26 protein-coding genes are annotated in these 24,549 nt (G+C 44.3%); 3 read left to right on the top strand and 23 right to left on the bottom strand.

Features of this window, described 5'->3' with window-relative positions:
- Positions 1 to 45: 45 nt before the first annotated feature.
- From AC3E8G_RS03145 to AC3E8G_RS03135, 3 genes are all read right to left on the bottom strand, one after another.
- Complete coding sequence (locus AC3E8G_RS03145; protein ID WP_490677007.1) at positions 46 to 1,257, bottom strand: chloride channel protein; 1,212 nt, start codon at positions 1,255 to 1,257, stop codon at positions 46 to 48.
- 9 nt (positions 1,258 to 1,266) lie between these two features.
- Positions 1,267 to 1,539, bottom strand: a complete 273-nt coding sequence (locus AC3E8G_RS03140) for a chorismate mutase (RefSeq protein ID WP_048689907.1) — start codon at positions 1,537 to 1,539, stop codon at positions 1,267 to 1,269.
- A gap of 133 nt (positions 1,540 to 1,672) precedes the next feature.
- On the bottom strand, positions 1,673 to 2,116 hold the full coding sequence (locus tag AC3E8G_RS03135; RefSeq protein ID WP_023026746.1) for a flavodoxin: 444 nt from the start codon (positions 2,114 to 2,116) through the stop codon (positions 1,673 to 1,675).
- Positions 2,117 to 2,292: 176 nt separating this feature from the next.
- On the opposite strand from AC3E8G_RS03135, the gene AC3E8G_RS03130 reads away from it, so the two are divergent.
- The 3 genes from AC3E8G_RS03130 to AC3E8G_RS03120 all read left to right on the top strand — a co-directional run bounded on the left by AC3E8G_RS03130 (position 2,293) and on the right by AC3E8G_RS03120 (position 4,902).
- A complete protein-coding gene (locus tag AC3E8G_RS03130) occupies positions 2,293 to 3,231 on the top strand; it encodes a DHH family phosphoesterase (protein ID WP_236128119.1) in 939 nt (312 codons plus the stop codon).
- A gap of 179 nt (positions 3,232 to 3,410) precedes the next feature.
- The gene (locus AC3E8G_RS03125; protein WP_445278213.1) at positions 3,411 to 4,439 is read left to right on the top strand and encodes a hypothetical protein; all 1,029 of its coding nucleotides are present in this window, start codon (positions 3,411 to 3,413) and stop codon (positions 4,437 to 4,439) included.
- Between the two features lie 220 nt (positions 4,440 to 4,659).
- Positions 4,660 to 4,902, top strand: a complete 243-nt coding sequence (locus AC3E8G_RS03120) for a type B 50S ribosomal protein L31 (protein ID WP_023023047.1) — start codon at positions 4,660 to 4,662, stop codon at positions 4,900 to 4,902.
- Between the two features lie 248 nt (positions 4,903 to 5,150).
- Here AC3E8G_RS03120 and ldcB read toward each other — a convergent pair whose 3' ends face one another.
- From ldcB to hemW, 20 genes are all read right to left on the bottom strand, one after another.
- Positions 5,151 to 5,924 (bottom strand): LD-carboxypeptidase LdcB/DacB, encoded by a 774-nt coding sequence (gene ldcB, locus AC3E8G_RS03115; RefSeq protein ID WP_154852724.1) that lies wholly within the window; start codon positions 5,922 to 5,924, stop codon positions 5,151 to 5,153.
- Positions 5,925 to 5,934: 10 nt separating this feature from the next.
- Entirely contained in the window at positions 5,935 to 7,725 is a 1,791-nt protein-coding gene (locus tag AC3E8G_RS03110) for a TcaA second domain-containing protein (RefSeq protein ID WP_490677006.1), read from the bottom strand.
- Between the two features lie 81 nt (positions 7,726 to 7,806).
- Positions 7,807 to 9,093, bottom strand: coding sequence for a DUF6574 domain-containing protein (locus AC3E8G_RS03105; RefSeq protein ID WP_154852721.1), 1,287 nt, complete (start codon positions 9,091 to 9,093; stop codon positions 7,807 to 7,809).
- 98 nt (positions 9,094 to 9,191) lie between these two features.
- Positions 9,192 to 9,473, bottom strand: coding sequence for a rhodanese-like domain-containing protein (locus AC3E8G_RS03100; protein ID WP_154852718.1), 282 nt, complete (start codon positions 9,471 to 9,473; stop codon positions 9,192 to 9,194).
- Between the two features lie 21 nt (positions 9,474 to 9,494).
- Positions 9,495 to 9,986 (bottom strand): prolyl-tRNA synthetase associated domain-containing protein, encoded by a 492-nt coding sequence (locus AC3E8G_RS03095; RefSeq protein ID WP_154852715.1) that lies wholly within the window; start codon positions 9,984 to 9,986, stop codon positions 9,495 to 9,497.
- A 28-nt stretch (positions 9,987 to 10,014) separates the two neighbouring features.
- Complete coding sequence (locus tag AC3E8G_RS03090; RefSeq protein WP_195550524.1) at positions 10,015 to 10,614, bottom strand: uracil-DNA glycosylase family protein; 600 nt, start codon at positions 10,612 to 10,614, stop codon at positions 10,015 to 10,017.
- A gap of 52 nt (positions 10,615 to 10,666) precedes the next feature.
- Positions 10,667 to 12,073, bottom strand: a complete 1,407-nt coding sequence (gene pepV, locus AC3E8G_RS03085; RefSeq protein WP_490677005.1) for a dipeptidase PepV — start codon at positions 12,071 to 12,073, stop codon at positions 10,667 to 10,669.
- A 122-nt stretch (positions 12,074 to 12,195) separates the two neighbouring features.
- Positions 12,196 to 12,801 carry a nitroreductase family protein gene (locus AC3E8G_RS03080; RefSeq protein ID WP_219074230.1) on the bottom strand — a complete coding sequence of 202 codons (606 nt, stop codon included), beginning with the start codon at positions 12,799 to 12,801 and terminating at the stop codon, positions 12,196 to 12,198.
- Between the two features lie 79 nt (positions 12,802 to 12,880).
- Positions 12,881 to 13,717 carry a metallophosphoesterase family protein gene (locus AC3E8G_RS03075; RefSeq protein WP_490677004.1) on the bottom strand — a complete coding sequence of 279 codons (837 nt, stop codon included), beginning with the start codon at positions 13,715 to 13,717 and terminating at the stop codon, positions 12,881 to 12,883.
- A 115-nt stretch (positions 13,718 to 13,832) separates the two neighbouring features.
- Positions 13,833 to 14,264, bottom strand: coding sequence for an immunity protein Imm33 domain-containing protein (locus AC3E8G_RS03070; protein WP_490677003.1), 432 nt, complete (start codon positions 14,262 to 14,264; stop codon positions 13,833 to 13,835).
- Positions 14,265 to 14,635: 371 nt separating this feature from the next.
- Positions 14,636 to 14,848, bottom strand: a complete 213-nt coding sequence (locus tag AC3E8G_RS03065) for a hypothetical protein (protein WP_490677002.1) — start codon at positions 14,846 to 14,848, stop codon at positions 14,636 to 14,638.
- Positions 14,849 to 14,875: 27 nt separating this feature from the next.
- Entirely contained in the window at positions 14,876 to 16,708 is a 1,833-nt protein-coding gene (uvrC, locus tag AC3E8G_RS03060) for an excinuclease ABC subunit UvrC (RefSeq protein ID WP_490677001.1), read from the bottom strand.
- Between the two features lie 144 nt (positions 16,709 to 16,852).
- On the bottom strand, positions 16,853 to 17,845 hold the full coding sequence (locus tag AC3E8G_RS03055; RefSeq protein ID WP_490677000.1) for a hypothetical protein: 993 nt from the start codon (positions 17,843 to 17,845) through the stop codon (positions 16,853 to 16,855).
- A gap of 78 nt (positions 17,846 to 17,923) precedes the next feature.
- On the bottom strand, positions 17,924 to 19,285 hold the full coding sequence (locus tag AC3E8G_RS03050; RefSeq protein WP_490676999.1) for a hypothetical protein: 1,362 nt from the start codon (positions 19,283 to 19,285) through the stop codon (positions 17,924 to 17,926).
- 313 nt (positions 19,286 to 19,598) lie between these two features.
- Complete coding sequence (locus AC3E8G_RS03045) at positions 19,599 to 20,558, bottom strand: CPBP family intramembrane glutamic endopeptidase (RefSeq protein WP_490676998.1); 960 nt, start codon at positions 20,556 to 20,558, stop codon at positions 19,599 to 19,601.
- Between the two features lie 12 nt (positions 20,559 to 20,570).
- Positions 20,571 to 21,200 (bottom strand): TIGR01906 family membrane protein, encoded by a 630-nt coding sequence (locus tag AC3E8G_RS03040; protein ID WP_490676997.1) that lies wholly within the window; start codon positions 21,198 to 21,200, stop codon positions 20,571 to 20,573.
- The gene (locus AC3E8G_RS03035) at positions 21,193 to 21,963 is read right to left on the bottom strand and encodes a TIGR01457 family HAD-type hydrolase (protein ID WP_023023020.1); all 771 of its coding nucleotides are present in this window, start codon (positions 21,961 to 21,963) and stop codon (positions 21,193 to 21,195) included. Before AC3E8G_RS03035 ends, AC3E8G_RS03040 begins: the two co-directional genes overlap by 8 nt.
- Positions 21,953 to 22,657: a hypothetical protein gene (locus tag AC3E8G_RS03030; protein ID WP_490676996.1), complete on the bottom strand. Its 705-nt coding sequence runs from the start codon at positions 22,655 to 22,657 to the stop codon at positions 21,953 to 21,955. Before AC3E8G_RS03030 ends, AC3E8G_RS03035 begins: the two co-directional genes overlap by 11 nt.
- The gene (locus AC3E8G_RS03025; protein ID WP_048716761.1) at positions 22,639 to 23,397 is read right to left on the bottom strand and encodes an acyl-ACP thioesterase domain-containing protein; all 759 of its coding nucleotides are present in this window, start codon (positions 23,395 to 23,397) and stop codon (positions 22,639 to 22,641) included. The genes AC3E8G_RS03030 and AC3E8G_RS03025 overlap by 19 nt, the downstream gene beginning before the upstream one ends.
- 3 nt (positions 23,398 to 23,400) lie before the next feature.
- The gene (hemW, locus tag AC3E8G_RS03020) at positions 23,401 to 24,531 is read right to left on the bottom strand and encodes a radical SAM family heme chaperone HemW (protein ID WP_490676995.1); all 1,131 of its coding nucleotides are present in this window, start codon (positions 24,529 to 24,531) and stop codon (positions 23,401 to 23,403) included.
- Positions 24,532 to 24,549: the final 18 nt, after the last annotated feature.

Raw genomic sequence — 24,549 nt, 5'->3', positions numbered from 1 at the left:
ACGCACAAAGTTTATAATACCAAAAGAATATCCGTTTGTAAAGGATTATTGCAACTTTTTCTCAACTTTTTGTCCACCATAGATAGACAAGGCTGGAAAGAGACGCGTAGCGACCAGACAGACCAAGAGAAAGGCTGGCCAATGCTGGAAACCAAAGACCTCACATCCGATCAAGATGGGGCCAATGGTCGTTGAGGTTGCCCCGGCGAAGACTGCCGCATAGCCCAAGGCCGCTACCAGATAAACCGGAAGTCCAAAGAAAGGAGCTAGCCAGACACCTAGACTTGCCCCAATAGAAAAGAGCGGGGTCACTTCTCCTCCCTTATAGCCTGCAGCAATGGTCGTTACCGTAAAGAGGAGCTTGAGGATCCAGTCTGCTCCAGTGATAAAGCTCTTGCCATCAGTTCCCGCAAAACTTTGGGAGATCAGGTTGGTCCCCAGTCCTGTGTAGCGACCTGTCCCAATCAGATACAAGAGGACACTTAGACCGAGACCGACCACTCCAATCCGCACATAGGGATTGGCAAAGGTCTTGGCAAAGCTAGTTTTTAACCGCCCCAAAAGGTAGGCAAAGAGCTTACCTGTCAGACCAAAGATCACTCCTAAGACCAGCAACTGCAAGAGTACGTGAGGCGATAGGGAGAGCTTGTCTGAAATGACCTGGGTGAACTTCTCTAGCCCCAAGGTGTGAGAGGTCCAACTAGCGACAAAGGCTGCAATGGTGGCAGGATAGAGAGCCCGCCACTCCAGTCTCCCAACTACTAGGACCTCCATAGCAAAGAAGATGGCAGCTAGAGGCGTCTGAAAGAGGCCACCGAAGCCAGCTGCCATCCCAGTGACCAAATAGACCCGTGAAGCGTCTGAGCCAAGTCCCTCTCTTCGTAGAGCATGGGCCACTGTCCCACCGAGCTGGACCGCCACTCCTTCGCGACCAGCGGATCCACCAAAGAGATGCGTCATCCAGGTTGAAAGAATAGTCAAAGGGATTAACCGCTTGGGAATGTCTTTCTCCTTTCCCTCTCCCACTTCAAAGAGCAGCTCCATCCCTTTTTGACTCTTGCCCCCATAGGTGCGATTGAGATAGGTAATCAAGATACCTGCTAGAGCTAGAAAGGGCAAGAGATAAAGGAGATAGTCTGTACGAACTTCACCAATCCCGATCAAAACACGGCCAAAGAGGGTATCAATCACCCCAACGATCACCCCGATTATGAGGGCATCTAGGGTATACACTAAGGTTCTTTTAAAGATCGTCATATCAGCACCCTAATCCGCATCTAACTGATCGGCCTGGTAGCCTCTGGAGCGCTTCATCAAATCCCGATAAGTGGCAAGGATGGTCTCTTCATAGCGTTTTTCCTGGACCAAGCTGGCTACATTGGCTAAGACCTCTTCTTCTCTAGCCCGGTCCAAGACAGGATTTTGATGGGTTTCTTTGTAGCGAATGACATCTTCCACACAGTGCATCCGGCGTTCTAACAGACGGACCAATTCTTTATCAATGCTGTCAATCTCTTGGCGAATCTTCTCTAGTTCCATACACTGGCCTCCTTACTTTTTGCTACCCATTTTATCAAAAATCGCGCAATCTTACTAGCCCTATCCAGCTATTGAAGGTTTTCATCCATAAAAAAAGTGCTTGCCACATGCAAACACCTTTCTTAGCTATGGATTAGCCTACTTTTGCTACGACTTCTTCTGCAAAAGCTTCTAATTTTTCAATATCTTCATCTTCAGCTGACAAGTCTACCTTGACGCACTCAGAACCTTTAACCGCACCAGTCGCTGCAAAGACACGATCAAAGTCATCGACTGCCTTACAGAACTCGTCGTAGAAGGTATCACCGGATCCAACAACACCGTAGATCTTACCATTCAAGTCAAGACCAGCTAAGTCTTCATAAAAGTCTACGATTTCGTCAGGAAGCTCACCATCACCGTAGGTATAGGTCGCTACGACTGCAATATCAGCTTCAAGAAAGTCCTCTGCGTCTACTGTTGTACATTCGTCGACTTCTACTTCGACACCAAGATCACGAAACTTATCTGCTACGATATCAGCAATCTCTTCTGTATTTCCTGTCATACTTGCAAAAACAATCTTTGCTAATGTCATAATTCCCTCCAAATAATAATCTTATGACATTATACCACTTTCGCGCGCATTTTGCATAGGGAAGTACTGGGAGCCTGGCATTGTTCGGAAATTGTCCACCTGAGGCTAGACAACCTTTTTCTTTTCCAAATGCCCTCCTTATGCTAAAATTGAAAGAGAATTAAATGAGGTACTATATGCAGATCACACAGGACATTTTAGAGAAAATCAACCACTACGATACCATTATCCTTCACCGTCATATGAATCCGGATCCTGACGCGATTGGAAGCCAGGTCGGTCTGAAGGAAATTATCCAGACCAACTTCCCAGACAAAAGAGTCCTAGCTACCGGCTTTAACGAGCCGACTCTTGCTTGGATGGCTAGCATGGATACTGTAACAGATGAGGACTATGCGGGTGCCTTGGTCATTGTCTGCGATACTGCTAACACCCCTCGCATCGATGACAAACGCTACACAAGCGGCGATTTTCTGATCAAAATCGACCACCATCCAAACGATGATGCTTACGGAGATCTCCTCTGGGTAGACACAGATTCAAGCTCTACAAGTGAGCTTATCACCCTCTTTGCTCTTGAACAAGAGCTTGAGATCAGTCCAGAAGCAGCCCGTCTCCTCTATGCTGGTATTGTCGGAGACACTGGACGCTTCCTCTATCCTTCGACGACCAGCCGGACTTTCGAGATGGTTGCCCACCTTCGTAGCTTTGACTTTGACTTTGCAGGTCTTTCTCGTCAGATGGACAGCATGAGTTCTAAGATCGCCAAGCTTCAAGGCTATGTCTATGATCATCTTGAAATCGATGAAAATGGAGCTAGTCGCGTGACCCTGACCCAAGAGCTCCTCAAACACTACCAAATCACAGATGCTGAGACTGCTGCGATCGTCTCAGCACCTGGTCGGATCGAAGACGTCAGCGTCTGGGCTATCTTTGTCGAGCAAGCAGATGGCCACTACCGCGTCCGTATGAGAAGTAAGGCTCTGGTAATCAACGAGATTGCCAAACGCCACGATGGTGGAGGCCACCCCCTCGCCAGTGGAGCCAATTCTTATTCCTTAGAAGAGAACGAGCAAATCTATCGGGAACTACAAGAAGTTGCCAAGTCCAAATAGATAATGAAAATCAAGCAAGCAGGTCAGTCGTTTCTAGTGGAGACGATTGGCCTTTTTTTATTTTAAACAAAATACGAATGAATTTTAATAAAATTTAGAAAAATGTGAACAATTTCTTAAATTTCCATTCCAGTTTGAGCTTATTTATGCTATAATAATCACAAAAAAGGAGACGTTTTATGCATAAACATCGTATTTTTATCATCGTCGCAGCAGCTCTTACTGCCATTTCTACCTTTTTGCCATGGAGTACATTCAATGGTGGATCCTACGGAAGTTATTCTTTCAGTGGAATTCGAGGTGAATTTGGATGGGTCATCGTTGTCCTAGCTATTGGTGCCATCGTTCTAGCTTGCCTTCCAAACATTGCTCCACCAATGAACAAAAATTTTTCCATTGGTGTCATTGCTATCGGTATTCTTGAAAGCTTAATTACGATCATCACTATGTTTAGAGTCTTGGGTGCTTCATCTGAATTCGGTGATGGCTTTTCTATTGGTTTTGGTTTGATTATTGCAGTCATTGCAAGTATTGCTCTTGTGATCACAGGACTTCTTGCCATGTCTGGTGGTAAAATCACTAAAGGGACATTCCAAGAACTTGCCTCAACAAGTAGAGGATTCGCACAGTCTGTTGCATCATCTGTCCAATCACCACAACAACCGGGTCAACCTGGACAACAACAATGGCAACAACCGCAACAAGGGTTTGGTCAGCCTGCCCCAGGACAAGGATTCCAACAAGCGCCTCAACAAGGATTTGGTCAGCCTGCCCCAGGACAAGGCTTCCAACAAGCGCCTCAACAAGGGTTTGGTCAGCCTGCTCCAGGACAAGGGTTCCAACAAGCACCTCAACAAGGGTTTGGTCAACCTGGTCAACAACAATGGCAACAACCGCAACAAGGATTTGGTCAGCCTGCTCCAGGACAAGGGTTCCAACAAGCACCTCAACAAGGGTTTGGTCAACCTAATCAACAACAATGGCAACAACCGCAACAAGGGTTTGGTCAACCTGCTCCAGGACAAGGTTTCCAACAAGCGCCTCAACAGCCTCAGCAAGGTTTCCAACAAGCGCCTCAACAGCCTCAACAAGGTTTCCAACAAGCGCCTCAACAGCCTCAACAAGGTTTCCAACAAGCTTGGCAACCACAAGAGCAACAGCAACCTCAACAACCAGAACAGCCAACTACTGAACCTGGTCAAGAATAAAAGATTTCTGTTGATCTTACAGGGCTAACTATTCCTTTCTAGGATTGTTAGACAGAGTGGGAAAAGCTTACCTAACAGGATAGGCTTCTCCCACTTTTTTCTTTATAAAATGCGAAAAATTTGGTAAAAATCCTTGCCAAACTCTTTTGTTTTTGATAAACTAACTTAGTAACAATCTATGGCTCGGAAAGAGACCATGGCAGAAAGGAATTATTGCAAAATGAAAAAAGATATCCATCCAGAATATCGCCCTGTTGTCTTCATGGACACTACTACTGGTTATAAGTTCCTTAGTGGTTCAACTAAGTACTCTAACGAGACTGTTGAATTCGAAGGTGAAACTTACCCATTGATCCGTGTTGAAATTTCATCAGACTCACACCCATTCTACACTGGACGTCAAAAGTTCACTCAAGCAGATGGACGTGTGGATCGTTTCAACAAAAAATACGGTCTCAAATAAGAAACCAATTAAAACCACTTCCACTTGGCAGTGGTTTTTTCTTGTCCTTCTCCGCACAAAAATGAGAGTGGGACAGAAATCGGTAATTCGTTAGAATTCGATTTCGTCGTCCCAACTCCGCACAGTTGAGTAGGGCTGTAAAAGCTGATGAAATCAGCGTAGTAGAGCCCACTCAACCACTGCGTCTTGCTCGACAATCCAAATAAACATAGAAAGAGGCTAGGAATTTTGTCCCAGCCTCTTTCTTGTTATTCGTAGTCGCCACCGGTAAAGTTGAAGTATTCTTCTAGGCTTTTTCCTGATGCTGCGACATCTTTTGCATCTTCTCCGATATAGCGAAGGTGCCAGCTTTCCGGCATGTAGCCCGTGCTCGCTTCTTTTCCTTCTTGATAACGGACGATAAAGCCATACTTGGCAGCGTTCTTGAGCAACCATTTGCTTGCGCCTGCTTCTTGAACGAGATTGCCACTGGTATCGATGAGGTCAAATGCTAGACCTGTCTGGTGCTCGCTATAGCCAGGACGAGCTGAGTAGCGATCTGCTGCAGCGGCACCGTCTTGATTGACATAGCTTTGGTAGAGATCTACTTGGGTCTCATAACTGCGGAAACCACTGTACTGATCGCTGATAGCATAGCCTTCTGCCTGCATGGCCGCGATCAACTCGTGCAAAGCCTCAACAGCTGTTGGATCCTCACCTGGATTGTAGTCTGCAGCTAAGGGGTAGTGCTTGTTGGCGATGACGATATCTCCAGACTTTCCTTGGACACTGTAATAAGAGCCATTAAAGGAAACACCTTGGTCCACCGTTACTTTGCCTGCCTTCTTCGTTGACTTGTCGCTATCATCAGATGAAGTTGCTTGGGAAGCACTGGTTTCTTTACTGGCTGACGACTGAGCTACTTGCTTACTGGAAGCAGGCTCTTTTTGAGATGAGCTCTTTGACTCCTTCTGTTGGCCACAGGCACCTAGGCTCAACAGAACAAGGCCAGCAAGCGTCCACTTTGTCATGCTTAATTTCATCATAAACCTCCTAATTACCAGCCGTGACCGCAATAGCCGTAATCACGTAAGTATCCCCTACAGGTTTCAGGGTGTAGGTCTTGTCCTTGCTACTCTGGCTATCTTTTCGGCTGGTCACATAGTGCACAGTATATTCTTCATGGGTTTTCACGATCACCATTCCATTCTCTTCGTTAACGCTGAGAACGTTGAAAACACCTGGTGTATAGTAGTCGATTTCAGCCTTCTTGACTCCGCCACCTGTTGTCCACTCCACCATTTCCTTATAGGCATCACTTGAAGTGTCATAGTACTTGGAGTAGGTGTTGGATCTACTTAAGACAGATGAGAAGATTTCTGTCCGGTAGTCTTGGAGGAAGGAGGTGATAGCAGTTTTCTTCTCTTCTGCCTTCTTGGCTTCTTCTTCCTTGGTTTTACGAGCTGATTCTGCATCTTTCAATCGTTTGGCTACATCCTTAGAAAGCTTCAAAGTGATGACTTCATCATCATCCGGAGTTTCACCGATCGTAACCTTGGCCTTTTCAGTTGTATAGCTCTCATTGTTGACACTAAAGACTGCATGGACCTCGATTTCTTGATGGGCTACGACATCGACTTCAAATAGGGTACTTGTGCCGACTTCCTTGCCATTCACGGCCACCTTGATATCCGTTGGATTGCTGACTTCCTCTGGAAATTCAATTTCAAGAAGACGTTTCTCAGAATTGAAGGTCAAGTCCAGCTTATTTTTCGAAGCTTGAGCTGGATCTAGCTTGACCTCACTAGAGATCTTTCCAACTTCGGTCTTACCGTCTAGTTGCATATCTCGTGGTGCAAAGTGAACCTTTCCAAGCTTGGTCGTTTGGTTTTTCTTGAGCACAGTCGACTCTTTTTCACTGGTCTTAAGCTTGGCATCATCCAGATTCGTAGTCGCTGTGACTTCAAGTGGATAGGTCTCGATGCGATATTCTTGGAAGATACCGAATTTCTTATCCGCCTTCTCGATTCCAATCAGTAGATTCTGGTTTTTGTCCTTGACGATCCCTGTTTTGGAAGACTGAGCGATATGATCTAATTCGTAAATGACATCAATCTTCTGAGCAGTCATATAGTCTAGCAAGCCCTGAGCTTCTTCTTTGGTCCACTTATCCTTATCATTTGAAAGGATGCTAGCCACTTCCCGGTAATCCTTTTGTTCAATGGCTGTGACCAATTTGTCCACTGTCACCTGTGGGCCTGTCGTTGATGAGAAGTAATAGCCTAGACCAGACAAGGTCAAGACCAACAAAGTTAAAATACTGAAGAAGAAGACTTTCTTTTTCTTGCCCTTTTTCTCTTTTTTGACTTTCTTTTCTTTCTTTTTCTTGCCTTTCTTGACAGCTTCTTCTTGTTCTAGTGCTTCTGCTACCGCTACGGCTTCAACTGGCTGGGACAGGCTTTCTGAGGCCTCTGATGGACTCTCTACTGGTGCGAAGACCTGTGTTGTTTGATTGGTCTCATCCAAATGAATAGTTGGAGCAGGTCCTTCCACAATTTCAAAGTTCTGACTACGTGCTGATTCGATCTCTTCTGGAAGTGGCGCACGTCCATAAAGGGCGAAGAAACGTTCTTCCCAGGCCTGTTGGAGTGGATTTACAAGCTCTTCTACTGGCTCCTGCTCTCCTTGCACTGGAACTTCTGATGCCACTTGATCGATCGCTACTCCAGCAATTGATTTGATTGCCTTAAAATCAAAGCCGGAATCTCTTCCGGCAATGAATTCTTCAGGAGTAGGTTTGCGACCGATCACTTTTTCAAATAATTCTACCCATTTTTTGTTCATCGGTATGTTCTCCTAAAACCTAAAATATTTTTTATCCGATATCTATATGAACAAGAATTTTATGACAAGGTTCCTACCCGATTAAAAGAAGGAAGCGATATAGACGGATACTTGTTCTAAAATGCGTCTGTCAACGATGCCAACAATTGTGAAGATGACTAGAATGACCGCTGTTGAAGCAAGGAGCAACAAGAATTTGTCAGCCTTGATTTTTGTTCTGTTCAAACCTTGGTAAACAGTGTATAGCAAGCCTAAGAAATAGAGAACGAAGATTAACGATCGAAGGAAGCTAAATCCTTCAAAGTACTTAACTAGAGAAAAAATTAAGACAATGAGGGATGCTGGCAAGGCATAGATAGACAAGCGAGCAAACTCATCGAATGAACGTTTGTAGGTGTATTCTTTATCTTGCAAGACAAGGTGACGAACCAAGAAACCAGTTAATTGAGTGGCGTAAATTGTAAAGAAAGTTACAATGACAATCAATAGGTAAGCCGTAAATCCTACTTCAGCGTAAGGGAAGGCACTCGCCACGAAGAAAAGTGAGAGGCTAAGGATAAATGCAGTTAAGACATAATGAAGAATACCATTCAATACTCTTGGTTGATTTTCTACTGTTGGTCGAACCAAAGCAGAAACAAACCATGACCAGAATCCTTTCATTGCTTGACCAAAGGCATTTGGTTGAGCAGGTTGTGCATAATAGGCTTGACCTGGTTGAGGTTGTCCTGGATAAGGTGCTTGCTGGAAGCCTTGACCTGGGGCTGGTTGACCAAATCCTGGTTGTGGCTGTTGTTGAGGCGCTTGTTGGAAGCTATTTGGTTGAGCGCCAAATGCTGGTGCTTCTGGCGCAGTATTAAACTGTGGTGCCTCTTGTACTGGTGCTTCTGGTGCAGTAGCAAATTGTGGTGCCTCTTGCACTGGCGCTTCTGGCGCAGTAGCAAATTGTGGTGCCTCTTGCACTGGCGCTTCTGGCACAGTAGCAAATTGTGGTGCCTCTTGCACTGGCGCTTCTGGCACAGTAGCAAATTGTGGTGCCTCTTGCACTGGCGCTTCTGGGGCAGCAGCGAATTGTGGTGCTTCTTGAACTGGCGCTTCTGGAGCAGCAGCGAATTGTGGTGCTTCTTGAGCTGGCGCTTCTGGCGCAGCAGCAAATTGAGAAGTCACTTCTTCAGGTGCTGCTGGAGCAGCAACAAATCCAGCGTTTACTTGGTCTGGAGCTACTGGAGCCCCTACAAATTGTGAAGCTTCTTGGGCTACCTGTTCTTCTTGGAACTCACCTGCAGCCAACGCTTGAGCGATCTCTGCTTCAGTTGCTGAACGACCGTTCACAGCTTCAAAGTAATCAAGCCAATCCTGTTTGATCATAAAATAATCTCCTTATAAAACAAAATACAGATATATTATATAAAAATTTCCACTAGAATTCAATGTTCTACCGGAATTCACAAGCTGGGCCATCCCAACTACTCAAATGCATCCATGCCTCCTTGGACGTTGGTTACATCATAGCCCGCTTCTTCCAAAAATTGGCAAGCACGGGCTGATCGCCGACCAGACTTGCAGATGACATAATAGGCTTGGTCTTTTTTCAGCTCTGAAAAGCGTTCTGCCAATACTGATAAGGGAAGTAAGGTCACTTCGTCCAGATGAAGAGCATCGTACTCCTCTTGCTCGCGAACATCGACGACGTTAATTTCTCCTGCTTGGTACTTTGTTAAAAAGTCATTAAATGGAATTTCTTTCATGATTTCTCCTTTTTGATGCCACTATGGCAAGTTTAGTATTTCATATTTAAAATCAATGGATTCTAAAAAGCGGAATAGGTCTTGGGTTTTGATAAAGATCGTCTTTTCATTCGTGTTAGGATGGAAGGTCATGATTTCCTCTGACACAATGTCCTGATCAAAATAGACGAGAATATCCTTTTCTTCATTGTTTAACAAGCCAAAAGGAGATACTGTCCCAGCTGGTAATTGCATTTTTTCTGCCAGAGATTCAATTGAAGCCATGCGGATCCGATTGGCTCCTACTTGCTCTTTGAAATCCTCCATATCCAAGAGTTTCTGGTCATCCATGATGAGCAGATAGTACTGGCTTTTCTTTTTATTGGTCAAAAACATGGTCTTTGTCCGGACCCCTTCTAGACCTTCAATATAGGAATCGGCCTGCTCGGTAGTCAATACTGGTGGATGCTCCACCACATCAAAATTAATCCCGAGCTCGTCCAATTTGGCTTTGACTTTTTGATATGCATCCATGGGAATTCCTCCTATTGGTGGTTATCACTCATTTTTTCTTTTTGTACTCTCTTAAAATCTGCTGGACCCGAGCTTGAAGAGCCGGCACCACTTCTGCTTCAAACCAGGGATTCTTGGCCATCCAGATCTGATTGCGAGGCGATGGATGGACCAGAGGGAAATAGTCGGGCAGATAGTCCTTGTACCGACGCACCCGCTCTGTCACCTTGCCACTAACCTTCTCATGGAGATAGTAGGCTTGAGCGTACTGGCCGATCAAGAGGGTCAACTCAATATCCGGACACTCCTTAAGGAGCAGAGGGTGCCACTTTTCCGCAAAGCCCTTGCGAGGTGGCAGGTCCCCTGACTTGCCATGCCCAGGAAAATAAAAGTCCATGGGAATAACCGCAAATAGACCCGAATGGTAAAAGGTCTCTTCATCAACTCCCAACCACTCCCTAAGACGGTCTCCACTCTTGTCCTTCCAATAGAGGCCGGCTTCTTGTGTTTTCAGTCCAGGTGCCTGTCCGATGATATTGATCCGAGCAGTCTTTGGTGCCGCAAACAAGGGCTCGATCCCTTTATCCGTATAGTTTTTGTTTTGTGGATCGGCCATGATGGCCTCTTTGATCCGCTCCAGTTTCTCCATTTCTCCTCCTCTAAGCAAAAACTCAGCCAGCAAGTGCCGACTGAGTAGCGTCTTATTTAATGAGTTCGTAGATGGCTTCTGCGTAGATTGCAGCTGCACGGTAGAGATCTTCTACATCCGCAAATTCATTGGCTTGGTGCATGGTGTTCACATAGTCTGGGAACATGGCACCGAAGGCAACCCCACGTTTTAATAGACGACCAAAGGTTCCGCCACCGATTACTTGCTCATGACCTTTCAGTCCGGTTTGTTTTTCATAGACACGCAAAAGCGTTGAGACCAATTCATCTTCCATTGGAACATAGTGAGGGGTATGGCCGTGGGCAGACAAGCTGACGGACGCCACTCCTTCTACTTTTTCAAGTCCAGCTTTGATGGTTTCTGGATCTGTTCCTTTAGGGTAACGAATGTTCAAGGCGATGGTGTTATCTGAGCTATTTTCGTCGAAGTTGAAGACACCCGCATTCATGCTGAGAGCCCCCATCTTCTCATCTGTATGGGCAATGCCAAGCTTCTCACCAGCAAAGTCTTCATGAAGAAGAGATGCTGACACTTGCAAGTATGCTTTGGCATCTCCACCGAAGTCGAACTGGTTCAAGAAGAGAGACAAATAAGTTGCTCCATTGATTCCAGCTTCTGGAGTAGAGCCATGGGCAGATTTTCCGATAATGGTGACTTTAAATTTACCGTCATTCTCTGTTGCCACTTCATAACGAAGTTGGTGTTCATTGGCAAAGGCCTCCAAGAGACCAGCTAGGTCTGGTAATTGCCTAGAAACGACTGCTGTCGCTGACTCTGGTACCATGTTTTCACGAAGGCCACCTGTGAAGCTATGAAGATGCGCTTGACCTGTATTTTGGCCACCGAAATGAAGGTACTCAGTGATGTTTCCTTTTTCCCCGTTGATGATTGGGAACTCCGCATCTGGAGAGAAGCCAAAGTCTGGATCAGGAAGACCGACATGTTTGAAATAGTAGTCCATATCGCCCCAGCCAGATTCTTCATCTGTACCGACCACGAAGCGCACGCGCTTAGATACTGGCAATCCCAGATCCTTGATAATCTTCAAGCCGTAGTAACAAGCTACTGTAGGACCCTTGTCATCTGATGAACCACGCGCATAGAGCTTGCCATCGATAATCTCAGGTTTATATGGGTCTGTATTCCAGCCACTACCTGCAGGTACCACGTCCATGTGGGCAAAGATTCCAAGCTCTTCTTCTCCTTGTCCAAAGGTGAAGTGTCCAGCATAGTTGTCCACATTGGTTGTTTCGTAGCCATCACGCTCAGCAATTTCCAAGAATTTCTCAAGGGCTTTGACGGGGCCAGGTCCATAAGGGTGAGTCTCATCTGCTTGGTTGTCATCTCGTTCTGAGTTGATTTCCAAGAGGCTGAAAAGGTCAGCCATCATTTCTTCGCGGCGTTTTTCTACTTCTGCTTTAAAGTCAATTGTTGTCATGCATTCCTCCGTTGTTTCGATTTAAATTGAATCCTTTAGAATCCCTTCAGCGACTGCCAAAGGATTCTAGAAAACCGGACTTGTATCGTAGAGACGAGACCATCCGGTTCTTTCAGTTTCTATTAGCGTTTTTCAATGATTTCGTCTACTGGCAAGCGGTAGCTAGGTTCTACCTTCTCAGCAGCATAGCCGACAGTAATCAATAGTTCTGGACGGAAACGCTCTTCGATTTCCAAGACTTCATTGACTTTTGATTTGTCAAAGCCAAGGATGATGTTTGAGCCGATCCCTTGGTCCGTCAAGGCCAATACCAAGTTCATCGCGACCAATCCAGCATTCAATGCCAAGTAATCGCTAATCTGTTGTTCATTGTAGCGAGCATATTCTGCAGGAAGGTTTTGCATGAAGTATTGCAACTGCTCCTCTGTGAAGTTCTTGACCCCACCGACACGCGCAATCTTCCGAGCCCGACGTTGCAAATCAGTATCCGTAAAGAGAGCAATGGTCACAGGTGCTTCCATGACTTGGTCATAGTTCCCACCATAGGCTACTTTTGCCAATTCTGCATTTTTCTGACGAACGACCACGAATTTCCATGGTTGGCTATTGTGCGCACTTGGAGCCAAGGTCGCAATTTCAATAGCTGTTCGTACATCCTTTGGATCGACCGGTTGGTCTGTAAAATGCTTGATCGCATGACGTTTTTTGTTGAGTTCTAGGAATTTCATAGTCAACTTCCTTTTCTAATTCTATTACCTCTATTTTAACACAAAATGAAAGAGCTTGCAGAGTTTTTTCATTGATCATTTAGGAAAGAAAATCATAGAAGTACTTGACGTCTTGGTCATAACCATACTGCTTATTCAACCTTGCGAGGAGCTCATTGTTATGACCTCGATAGTTATCCTCTCGTCTCAATTCTTCGTACATTTCAATAAAGGGAAGGTCCTTGTCCTTGGCATCTTGGAGCTCTGCTTCATAGTCATAGGCCACCTTACGAAAGTGCAGGTTGGTCACCCCATCTTCTTCGACATCGATCAGCGCATACTGAGCTCTGTGGTTTTGAATTGGTTCCCAGTCAAAATAAGGCATGCCAATAGTCCCCGGATTGAGAATCTGCTGGCCCTGACTGCCATAGCGAAGCAACTGCTTGTGGACATGCCCGTAGATCGCCATATCCGTCTGGTCATCCAGCAATTGGTCAAAGTTCTCCGTCGCATTTGCTGGACGCAAGTCTCCACCATAATTCTTTTCTGGCAAGTTGTGGGTCAGTGAAAAGCGAATGCCATTGACCTCCTTCTTCTCTACCAAAGGAAGGGATCGAAGCCAATCGATTCGCTTAGGATCCAGTCCTTCCATAAGGTACTGAGTGAGACGAAGAAGCTGGATCTCCTGCGGATCATCAAGACCGTACTCGCCATCCAGAGCCTCTAGGACACAATCGTCCCAATTTCCACGAATAGCCGCTGTAATCGGAATCGCATCCAGCAACTCAAAAAGGTCCTCTCTTCCTGGCCCCGGAAGCAAAATGTCCCCCAAAAGCCAGTATTCCGTCGCGCCTAGAGCACGCGCATCCGCAATCACTGCCTCCAGGGCTGTCGTATCTCCGTGTATATCAGATAAAATGGCGATTCGATGGTTCATAACTACTCCTTTATAGTTGAAAAATCTTTATGCATTAAGTATAACAAAAACGAGTACGAAAAGTGAAAACCATCCATTTGAATTGGATGGTTTCTCTTACGTTTAATGAATAGACTTACGAAATCGCAAAAATTTCTTCATCGCAATCGTTTAAAATTGAATGGATTTCTCCATCATTAACAATAACTAGATAATCAGTTGGTAAGACCAACACTTTTATAAGTTTTGGATTCCATTTCAATAGTTCAAAAGCGTGAATGCCAACAAAGTCTTCATTATCTTGCCTTTGATAGCCCATAAACCAACCTGAGTCTTTCAGGATTTGAGTATTTTGTCGTTGCAGATAGGCATGTTCATCCTCAAAGACACCTTTGGCAATTAGAATTTTATCGTCAAATCGAATTTCTGAGGGATTTATCTGCAATTCTTTAACGAGACTAGCCTGTTCGGACTGAATCCAAAGTGCTACCGTTAAATCCTCTGTAAAATCTTTAAAAGGGTTGGCTTCATAATCAATGAGGTGAAATAGGGGTTCACTACACGTCAATAGATGTTAGAAACCTTGATTTTAAGCGATTCTTGAAATTCTAAATTTCACTACATTGCAATATAAATCAACCGAATCACTACCTTTTTCACTACCTTTTTTGAAATAAGAATAATGATTCGGATATATAAAAGAAGAGGAACTTTATTGTGAAGCTCCTCTTTTTGTTATGTGTTCTTTTTCTCACAGATCGTATGACCTGGTTGGGGCACTACTTATTTATTCTAATTTTAAAGTACTTTAAAATCAACGTTTTTATAAGTTTTCAAAAAATAAAATTTCAACTAATTTCAATCAATTTCATCAAAATAAGGTAAATTTTTATTAAAAATAAGCAAAAATCGAACCAGAATATCAAAAGTTTACCTTATTTAGTTTTTACAGGAGACAAGTCTAAACTGCTGTTTTTCTACTTCTATCAGCTTATAGATACTAAACCCAACCTGAAACAAAAGCTCATTTTTAAGGTCACTTTTAGATGCCAGTATAGTTGTGATTTTTAACCACTCTTGGAAAAGACCCTCAGAGAATTTCCCATAAAAAATAAAACCGTTACTTTCAATTTTTGTATCAAGAAGTTCCATTTATTTTTCCCCTAAAAATAAAACCCTTTACTGTAAATCTTTTACCGGCTCCGCTACTTCCATCAAGGGACTTGCCTCTTCCTGCTTTCCTTGATGGAGCTTGGCTTGCACTGCCTCCGCGACTGCTCGCGGAATGCCGACTGTGACGATCTCATCCACAGTGGCCTCTTTGATCTTGGTCAGTGACTTGAAGTGTTTCATCAGCAACTGCTTGCGTTTTGGTCCCAAGCCTTCGATGCCGTCCAGCTGAGAAGAGAAGGAATTCTTGGAACGGAGCTGGCGGTGGAAGGTGATAGCGAAGCGGTGTACCTCATCTTGGATCCGTTGGAGGAGGAAAAATTCCTGCGAGATCCGAGAGAGTTCAATGACTTGGAGAGGATCGCCGAAGAGTAATTCATGGGTCTGGTGCTTGTCATTCTTTTGCAGACCTGCAATAGGAATATCCAGCCCTAACTCTTCTTGGATCACTTGCTTAGCGACATTGACCTGACCCTGACCACCATCGATAACGATCAGATCAGGTGGCGTCAGGCCATCCCGCATAACCCGACTGTAGCGTCTGCGAATGACCTCCCGCATGCTGGCATAGTCATCTGGCCCAACGACGGTCTTGATCTTGTACTTGCGGTAGTCCTTTTTGCTTGGCTTCCCATTGACAAAGACCACCATGGCTGAGACTGGACTGGTCCCCATGATGTTGGAGTTGTCAAAAGACTCAATACGCACAGGAGTTGGAATTTGCAGGAGTTTTCCTAGGTTTTCAATAGCACCTTGGGTCTTTTCCATGGATTTTTCAAGGAGATTAAACTTCTGCTCCAGACTGACACGCGCATTCTTGATGGCCAGATTGACCAACTGCTTTTTCTCCCCACGCTGGGGCTTGAGGACCTTGGTATCTACAAGGGCCTTGACCGCTTCCTCATCGATATCTTGAGGGATCAGGATTTCATTGGGGATCAGGTGGGATTTCTCCTGGTAAAACTGCCCCACATAGGTCAAGAAGTCCTCGTCCGGATCATTGTAGTAAGGGAAAAGATTGACGTCTCGCTCGATCAGCTTGCCCTGACGGACAAAGAAGACCTGCACACACATCCAGCCCTTGTCCACGTAGTAGCCAAAAACATCCCGGTTCTGCAAATCCTTAGCCATGACTCGCTGTTTGGTCCGTAGTGTCCCAATGGCCTGGATCAGATCGCGATACTCGGCTGCCCGCTCGAATTCCATGTTTTGCGCAGCGGTAGTCATCTTGAGCTTGAGCTCATCGATAATCTTGTCATCCTGCCCCTTGAGGAAATCAGAGACTTCCTGAGCCATGCCCTTGAAATAGGCCACGTCCTTGTGGCAGACTGTGTGGGCCATACATTGCCCTAAATGGTAGTAAAAGCAGACCTTGGAAGGCGGATTGGTACACTTGCGGAATGGGAAAATCCGATCCAAAAGTCGCTTGATCTCATTGGCCGCTCCCACATCCGGATAGGGGCCGAAATAGAGACCGCCATCCTTTTTGACCTGGCGCGTGATGATGAGACGGGGATAGCGCTCATTGGTAATCTTGATGAAGGGATAGGACTTGTCGTCCTTGAGCATGATATTGTACTTGGGCTTGTTCTCCTTGATGAGGTTGATTTCAAGAAGCAAGGCCTCAATATTGGACTCGGTGACGATAAACTCAAAATCCACAATCTCAGATACCAAGGCTTCGGTCTTGGTATCGTGACTCCCTCTGAAATACGACCGCACCCGATTGCGAAGATTCTTGGCCTTCCCCACATAGATGATGGTACCATTCTTATCTTTGTGAATGTAACAGCCCGGACTCGTCGGCAAGAGCTCGAGCTTGGATTTAATCAAGTTATTCATACTCTCTATTATAGCAAAAAAGAGGGGCTTTGCCCCTCTTTATATTGTTATATCATATTATTCGTTTTAAATCGTATACTTCGTAAAGTTCTACAATGGAAGAATCTCAACTGGAACTTCCACGAGACAGCCAGCCTAGTTCAATCAATCAGTCAGATGATACATTTGCTTAGCTTTTTCAACATCATAATACTGATCAAACTCTTGTTTATTCTTAGTATCATGTTCCTGACCATCTACTGAAAGTTCTTTTGGAATATACAGATACTCGTCTGGGATATATCCTTTAGGATAAAATAGTGGATACACCAAAACAAGTCGCGGACCAAAATCAATCGTATTCTTATTGTTCAATACAATTATATTTGAATTTTCCTTTTCCAGAATAGACATTGCTTTTCTATCTTTGCTGATAGGAGATGTTTTTAACGTCTTTTTCTCAACCACAAATTGGTTGATATCTAAAATGGAATCTTTAATACCAAGATCTGAAAAATCTTTAACATTTACTTCAGTTTGTGGTAATGGATCTTCCATCGATTCAAGCGCTGCGACTTCTTCAATTTTTCTAGTTTGAAGGTTTAAAAATACTTTCTTTTCGTTTTTCCATTCTTTTAATGGTCTCACATAAAGCGTTAAATAATCTTTCCCTTTATACGAAAAGACAGGACCAAGATCGTTTGAAATATAGCCTTCTTTATACTGATCAACCGTAGCAAGTAAATCAATCTCAGTCTCTTCTTTCAAACGATTGCCCTCCACTTTATACATGGACAGGGTCCAATAAGCATCCTTTCTGACAGTTTCATGGATGTCGGAAGGATGTTTTGGCAATTTCATATTCTCTCTAAGAACATAGTGCTGAGATACTGGAGTAGCCCAGCCTGTAAATAATTGCTTATTATATTTAAGCAACTCCTTTTCCTCAGACTCAACAGGTTCCCAATGAACAATAACACCTTGACCATCTGCAATAAACTCGTAAGAGTCAATTTTCGCTTTTCCAGTGTAATATAGAAATCCTGAATATTTCTTCGTTAAATATCCTTGATAGGTATAAAAACTGATGCTTACCAAGAGTCCAATCCCTATAAGTACCCCTAAACTTCGTAAGAACGTTTTTCTGCTAATCTTCACTTTCCACCTCTACCTCTACTAACACCCTAAAAATGCATCTACTCTAAAAAATGGACAAAGCATTTCAATCTTGAACAATTACTTTCCTTTTTCAGATTTAGGGAACATTGAACTCTCTGTACTGACATATGACACGGACTCGTGTGAAACCATGTCACTGATGGATAAGTCTCCATGGTCATCAGTAAACCTATAAATTATTCCATCTTTTTCAAAACTTCGATCCTCACTATTATACAGAATAGTAGTCGTTGTATTTCCTTCTTTGAGAATAATATAATCCCCAGAAAACTCTACCCAGGTCGACTTATCTATAGAAGCTTTATTAGAAGATTTACTCTTAACCACTAGATAATACCGGCCATCTTTAATAGCATTCATTTCTTGTTCTTGTTTGATATAGAATATGATCATTGCTACAGGAATTAATAAAAGCAACCCCATTTTAAATTTTTGGGGAAGGAACGACCCTATTTTTTTGAGGATAGCTAAGATGCTTAAAATTATCGCATACATTAGAAATGGCGGAATTAAAAGAAGAGCGATTTTCCAGCCTCTGAAAAAAGCAAGCCCTTTATTAGATTTGGCTGATTGGTCTTGTTTGACCAGCTCCTCTTCTACCAGCTTCATTCGCAATAGTTTCAATGTAACTTCTTCTTGTCTTGTATCAAGTGAAACACTCTTTTCTCCTGAGTTTTCACTATCTAGATAGGCCTGAGCCATTCTGACTAGATACAGTCTCTCATCTTCTTTCACAATGGTAGCAATTAGCTCCCTTGCCTCATTTTTATTTCCTTTGAGGGACTCATTGACTGCTCTTAGGTACATGGATTCCAATTGAGAGAACTTGGTAGTTGTTACTTCCTTTAAGATGGCATCATTGGGCTCTTTTTTGACCAGAATATCGTAGCGAGCTCTGTAAGTCATCTTGAGTGGTTCATCATCTGCTAAATAGTTAGCTAATAACTCCTCAAACTCATCCTCCTTCAAATCCGGTCTTGAAAATAGGTTCGCATTCAAGAGAATTTCGTTTAATTTAACTTGTTCAGCATCTGTAAACTTCTGATTCTCCTTGAGTTCCTTTACAACTGCTTCAATAGATCCAAAGTCACCAATCCGATAATAATAGAAAAGTGTGGCAATCTGTACTCTCACCTTAATCGTTTTGATACTTTTTCTTTTTTGGGTCAGAATATAGCTTGCCATCAGATCAAGATTAATATCCTCATAGATGAGACTATTCAACTTTTTGATTAAAAGAGTATCTTTAATGATAGCTAGAACCAGCTCAATCATTAGGTAAAGCAAAAAACAAATGGTTGCAATACTTTTACTTTGGGTTACGTGCACAATATACAAAAATGGTAGGGCTAGAATGACCAGTAGGACGATCACTGGAATATTGTAACGCTTTCTAAGTTCTCTATAATCTTTAACCATAAAACTCCTATTTCATTGACAATTTCTTTCGTATCCTTCTTAGTAGATCTAGACCGAGCGATGATGCAGCAAGCAATTCCCAATCAACCTAATCGCTTACCATCACTTCTACTACCTCTATTATAGCAAAAAGAGAGTGGGACAGAAATCGGTAATTCGTAAGAATTCGATTTCGTCGTCTCACCTCCGCACAGTTGAGTAGGGCTGTAAAAGCTGATAAAATCAGCGTAGTAGAGCCCACTCAACCACTGCGTATTGCTCGACAATCCAAAAAAAATTGAGAGGCTAGGACTTTTGTCCCAGCCTCTTGATATTAATAACCTCTTAGGTAAGGAAGTAAGGACATAAGGGTTGTCCCAAGGACCAAGACCCAGAACCAGAAAGAATACATGCTTCTTTGGAAGATGCCTGGTGCTGGTCGGTTTTCTTGAATGTAGTGAATAATAGCTTTTCTCTTTATAATCAAGACAATGGTAAAGGCGATGGTTCCACCTAAAAAGACGAGAATTTGAACCCACTCGGCTGCATTCATATTGACATGCGTACCAAGGTAATGAAGCCCTTGAGAGAGGACCAGGTTGTTAAAAATATGGTAGAAAATAGCCCACCAGATCGAATACTCGAAAGTCAAGTAGCCAAAGCCGAAGCCGATAATTGTCGCAAAGAACAACTGATCAAAATTGGCATGGAACATTCCAAAAGCCAAGGCTGTCATGACGATTGCAAAGACTTTTCCATACTTTTCTAAGGCTCTCAGTCCAGCGGCCCGGAATACCAATTCCTCAGTGATGGGACCAATCAGGGTCGCATAGAGTAAGAGACTCCAAGATTGGCTGAGTTGCTCAGACATATCCTCTTGAGGCTTGAAAAAGCCCAGGGTTTCCATCATGTGGTCTAAGAGCTGAGATAAGGCACTAGAAGCCAACTGGGCAAACCCCAAGAAGGCAATGAACACTAAGAAAGTCTGCCAGGTCATCTTGCGTCCCTTTTGTCTCAAATCTCCTTTAAAGAGTGATCCTTGCCGATAAAGGGCAAATAGGAGGACACCTATACTGACAGATATCAAGTAGCTAATCCCATTTCCATTGATGATTGAAGCGACTTCCTCCTGCTTCTCTGCCATCTCCACCCCATACCGTCCATACATAAAGAGGGTAATGGCAAAGGTCGAAATGATACTGACAAAGACCATGACCAAGAGATAGAGGCAAACCATCCCTGAAAAGCTTCCCAAATCCTTTTTGGGATCTATAAATCGATTGAACTGTTTCATCCATTCACTCCACTAATTTACTGTTTTTCTTTTCCGACTCCACCCGTAGCACCATCCAAAAGCCCCTTCATACAATACAAAGAAAATCAGAAAGGCATGTAGGAAATAGTCCTCCGGTAAAGTTAGAATAATCGGATCCCGATAAGGATCAAAGAGCCAGGTAGCATCTCCGACAAAGAGAACTTGGTGAAAGAGGGTAAAAAATTGATTAAAGCCAATAAAGAGGGTCACTCCTCCTATGATAATCGGCAAGAGAATCATCCCACCAAATAAAGGACGATAGAGGCTTGCGTAGCCCTTACACATCACTGTTCGAATAAATCGTATAGCTACTGGCAACAAGACCAGGAATAAGACCTGGGTCAGGTGAAAGAGGTACTTGACTGCTTGAAAATGATGGAGCCCATCGGGAGAAGATGGAAAATCCGGCATGTCCAGCTTCCAGGTAAAAGGACTGGTCAAATACTGCATAAGGATTTGAAAATTCTTCTGAATGACTGCAGGAGCCAAACCGGTCCGATTCTGAATTCGTAACCAGCCAATCTCCATGGGATAGATCAACCAGGCTAGTAGAATGGTTCCCAAAATCACCGTTGCTAAGAGCCAGAGGACAAAGCCCGTTACTTTCAACCGATCACGCATCGAAATCCCACTCCGCTAAGCTCGATAGGACGTGCGTTGGTGGCAAGGGTAGGTCTGGTACTTCTTCTGGCTTGGTAAAGCCAGTGGTCACCAGCAAAGTAGGGATGCCATTGTCAATCCCTGCTCGAATGTCAGTCAGGTAATTGTCACCTACCATGACCACTTCTTCGCGCTCTAGTCCCAAGTGAGCGATGGCCTTATCCATGATGATGGCATTGGGCTTTCCGATAAAGGTTGGCTTCACGCGCGTTGCGGCTTCGATCAAAGCATTTAGAGCACCAGCCCCTGGCATCATCCCCCGCTCTGTCGGAATATTAAGGTCTGGATTTGTCCCGATGAAATGGGCTCCCTTTTGAATAGCCAAGGTCGCAATGGAGAATTTCTCATAGTCCACTTCCCAGTCAAGACCCACCACCACATAGGCTGGATTTACCGTATCTTCGACAAAGCCTGCCTCAGCAATAGCCTGTTTCAAGCCCACATCTCCAATGACATAGGCAGTTTTCCCAAGATTCATGTCCACCATATAATCAATGGTTGCTAGTGTCGCTGTATAGATGGTATCCAGTGGCGTTTCGATATTGAACTGGCCTGCCAGCATCTCTTGGACCATTTCCGGTGTCCGGGTGGTATTGTTGGTCACAAAGAGATAGGGAATCTGACGCTCTTGCAATTCGTGGACAAAGGCTTCCCCAGCTGGGATCCGCTCCTTGCCCTTGTAGATGGTTCCGTCTAAGTCAATTAAATAACCCTTATAAGTCATGGGATTCTTGATCTCCTTTTTCACTTGCTTCCTCTGCTACTTTCTCCTGATCTTGAAACTGGCCTCCTGCTCCATACAGAAGCAAACAAGCCCCATATAAGGCAAATTGAAGGACAAGACCGAAGAAATTGATACTTGCTTTTCCAGCCTGAGTAAAGAGGAAGGATGAAATCATCAAGATGACGATGGTCACCATCAAGCCACCGATCTTAGCCTGATCAATGGTAATGGTATAGACGCCCGTCTCTTTTTCCTCATTGCTTTCTTTCCCTGCCTGGATAGGCTTCATGGTCTCGATGAAATCTGTCATTAAAGTCGCTGCGAGGCTGACAGTCGTACTGAATAGGACACCTTGGGAGAGCTTATCAAAGAAGTTACTCCAGAAGCTACCCGCTTGGCTGGTGATACTCAAGGAAAAGACAACGACAGGTAGGATAAAGGCCAAAATCAAATGAATCCAAACACGATACCAGCGAACATCTTCCTTGAGAAAACGCATAAAGGCTTCAAAACTCAACCGATAGCGGACAAAGCGAACTGCTTCTTCAATAAAGATATAAAAGGCTGCGACTAAGGTTAAGAAACCATCTCCTAATACATAGAGGGGATTTTTCTTACGACGAGCATAAGCAACAACCCGTCGTTGAACCTCCATCAAGTCTTCTTTTTTCTGTTTTAATCTTCGTTTTTCCATAATGTTTCCTTATCTATTTCTTCCCAAGTGATGAGGGCTTGGGCGTGGATTTGGCCTTCTGATGAGATGACATGATTGCTGATCATCCCTTCCCGCTCGACGCTAGAGGTGATCATCCCTCCAGGCAAGACTTCCTTGACATACTTGAGATGGACCCGTTTGGGGATATGCTGGGTTAGGAATTCCGCTCCCATGACTTCAAAGACCCAGTCCAAGTACTTGCTGTTGTTGACATGGCCGTTCATATCTAAATCATAGAAACGTACATGGTAGTCCTGCTCCATGGCTCCATTCAGTTCTGGATAGCGTGGACCACGGCGGATCTTCTTCTCAAATGGTGACTCATATGGCTCTGTGATCTCCTCTGGTACAGATTGGACCTTGCGGCTGTCCCGGTCCATCAAGACGAAGGTAGCCACCATCTCGACGATGGCTTCCCCCTTCTGGTCTCTAACGACAAAGGAACGGTAGCAAAAGAGACGATTGTGGGCGAGGGCTTGAGTCTCAATGGTAATCAGTTCATCAAAAACCGGTAGGCGATGAACCGTGATGTCATAGTCGGTGATGATCCAGACCAGATTGCGCTGCTCGAGCAGGTCCCTGTCACTGACACCCAGCTCCATGGACTGCATACCTGAAACCTGTAAGGACAGGAGGATGAGCTGTGGCATCTTGATAAAGCCATTCACATCGCTCATATCAAAAGGAACTTTCATGTCATACTGATAAATTTTAGCCATCTTTTACTCCAATATAAATTTCTCTGCTACGGTATCACCAAGGAACAAACCTCTCTTGGTCATCCGAATTTGCTTGTCATCTGGAACCAAAAGTCCCTGCTCCGTCAGACTGGCCACCACTTGTCCATAGCGTTGGTCAAAGGACACACCGAATTTCTCTTCAAAACGTGCCTTGGACACACCTGTCTTTTTCCGTAGACCGAGGAACAACTCCTCTTCCATCTTTTCTTCCAGTGTCAGGGGCTCCTCTGTGATTCGAGCCTTACCTGCTTCAACTGCCTCTAGATAATGCCGGATAGGCCCGTGATTCTTGTAGCGAATCCCATCCACATAACCAGAAGCCCCTGCTCCTAGACCATAGTATTCTGCATTATCCCAGTAGACCAGATTGTGGCGACTTTCAAAGCCAGGCTTGGAGAAATTGGAAATCTCATAATGCTCAAAGCCCGCTTTTTCCAGCTCCTCAATGATGTACTCAAACATCTCTGCTTCCAACTCTTCTTTCGGTAGAGGAAGCTTGCCCCGTCTCATCCGATTCATAAAGACCGTGTGGTTCTCTAAAATCAAGCTATAGAGACTCATGTGGGGAATGTCCAGATCGATGGCCTTAGCGACATTTTCCTTGACCTGGTCCATGGTCTGACCGGGCAGAGCATAGATCAAGTCAATGGAAATATTGTCAAAGCCAGCCTGCTTGAGGTGGCGGATATTGTCATAGATATCCTGCTCCTGGTGGCTCCGCCCAATTTTCTTCAACATCTTATTATCAAAGGTTTGAACTCCCAGAGAGACCCGATTGACCTGAGAGTCCTTGAGGACTGCGATCTTATCCGGATCCAGATCTCCAGGATTGGCCTCGATGGTAAACTCCTCTACCTCCGATAGGTCCATGACCTTGGGCAATTCTGTCAAGAGATAGGCCAGTTGCTGGGCAGATAGAGCTGTCGGGGTCCCTCCACCAATGTAGAGGGTCCGGAGTTTGCCAATCTCATAAGACCGCGTCTCCTGGATTAGGTGTTCCAGATAGGCATCGACCGGCTGATTTTTGATAAAAACCTTCGAAAAGTCACAATAATAACAAATCTGGGTACAAAATGGGATATGCACATAGGCAGAGGACGGTTTAGCTTGCATAACCTTTATTATACCACA

The sequence above is a fragment of the Streptococcus sp. SCPM-O-B-15294 (M123) genome (genome assembly GCF_058200455.1).
The sequence above is the reverse complement of the archived record's forward strand: the minus strand, read 5'-3'. Positions and strand labels throughout refer to the sequence as shown.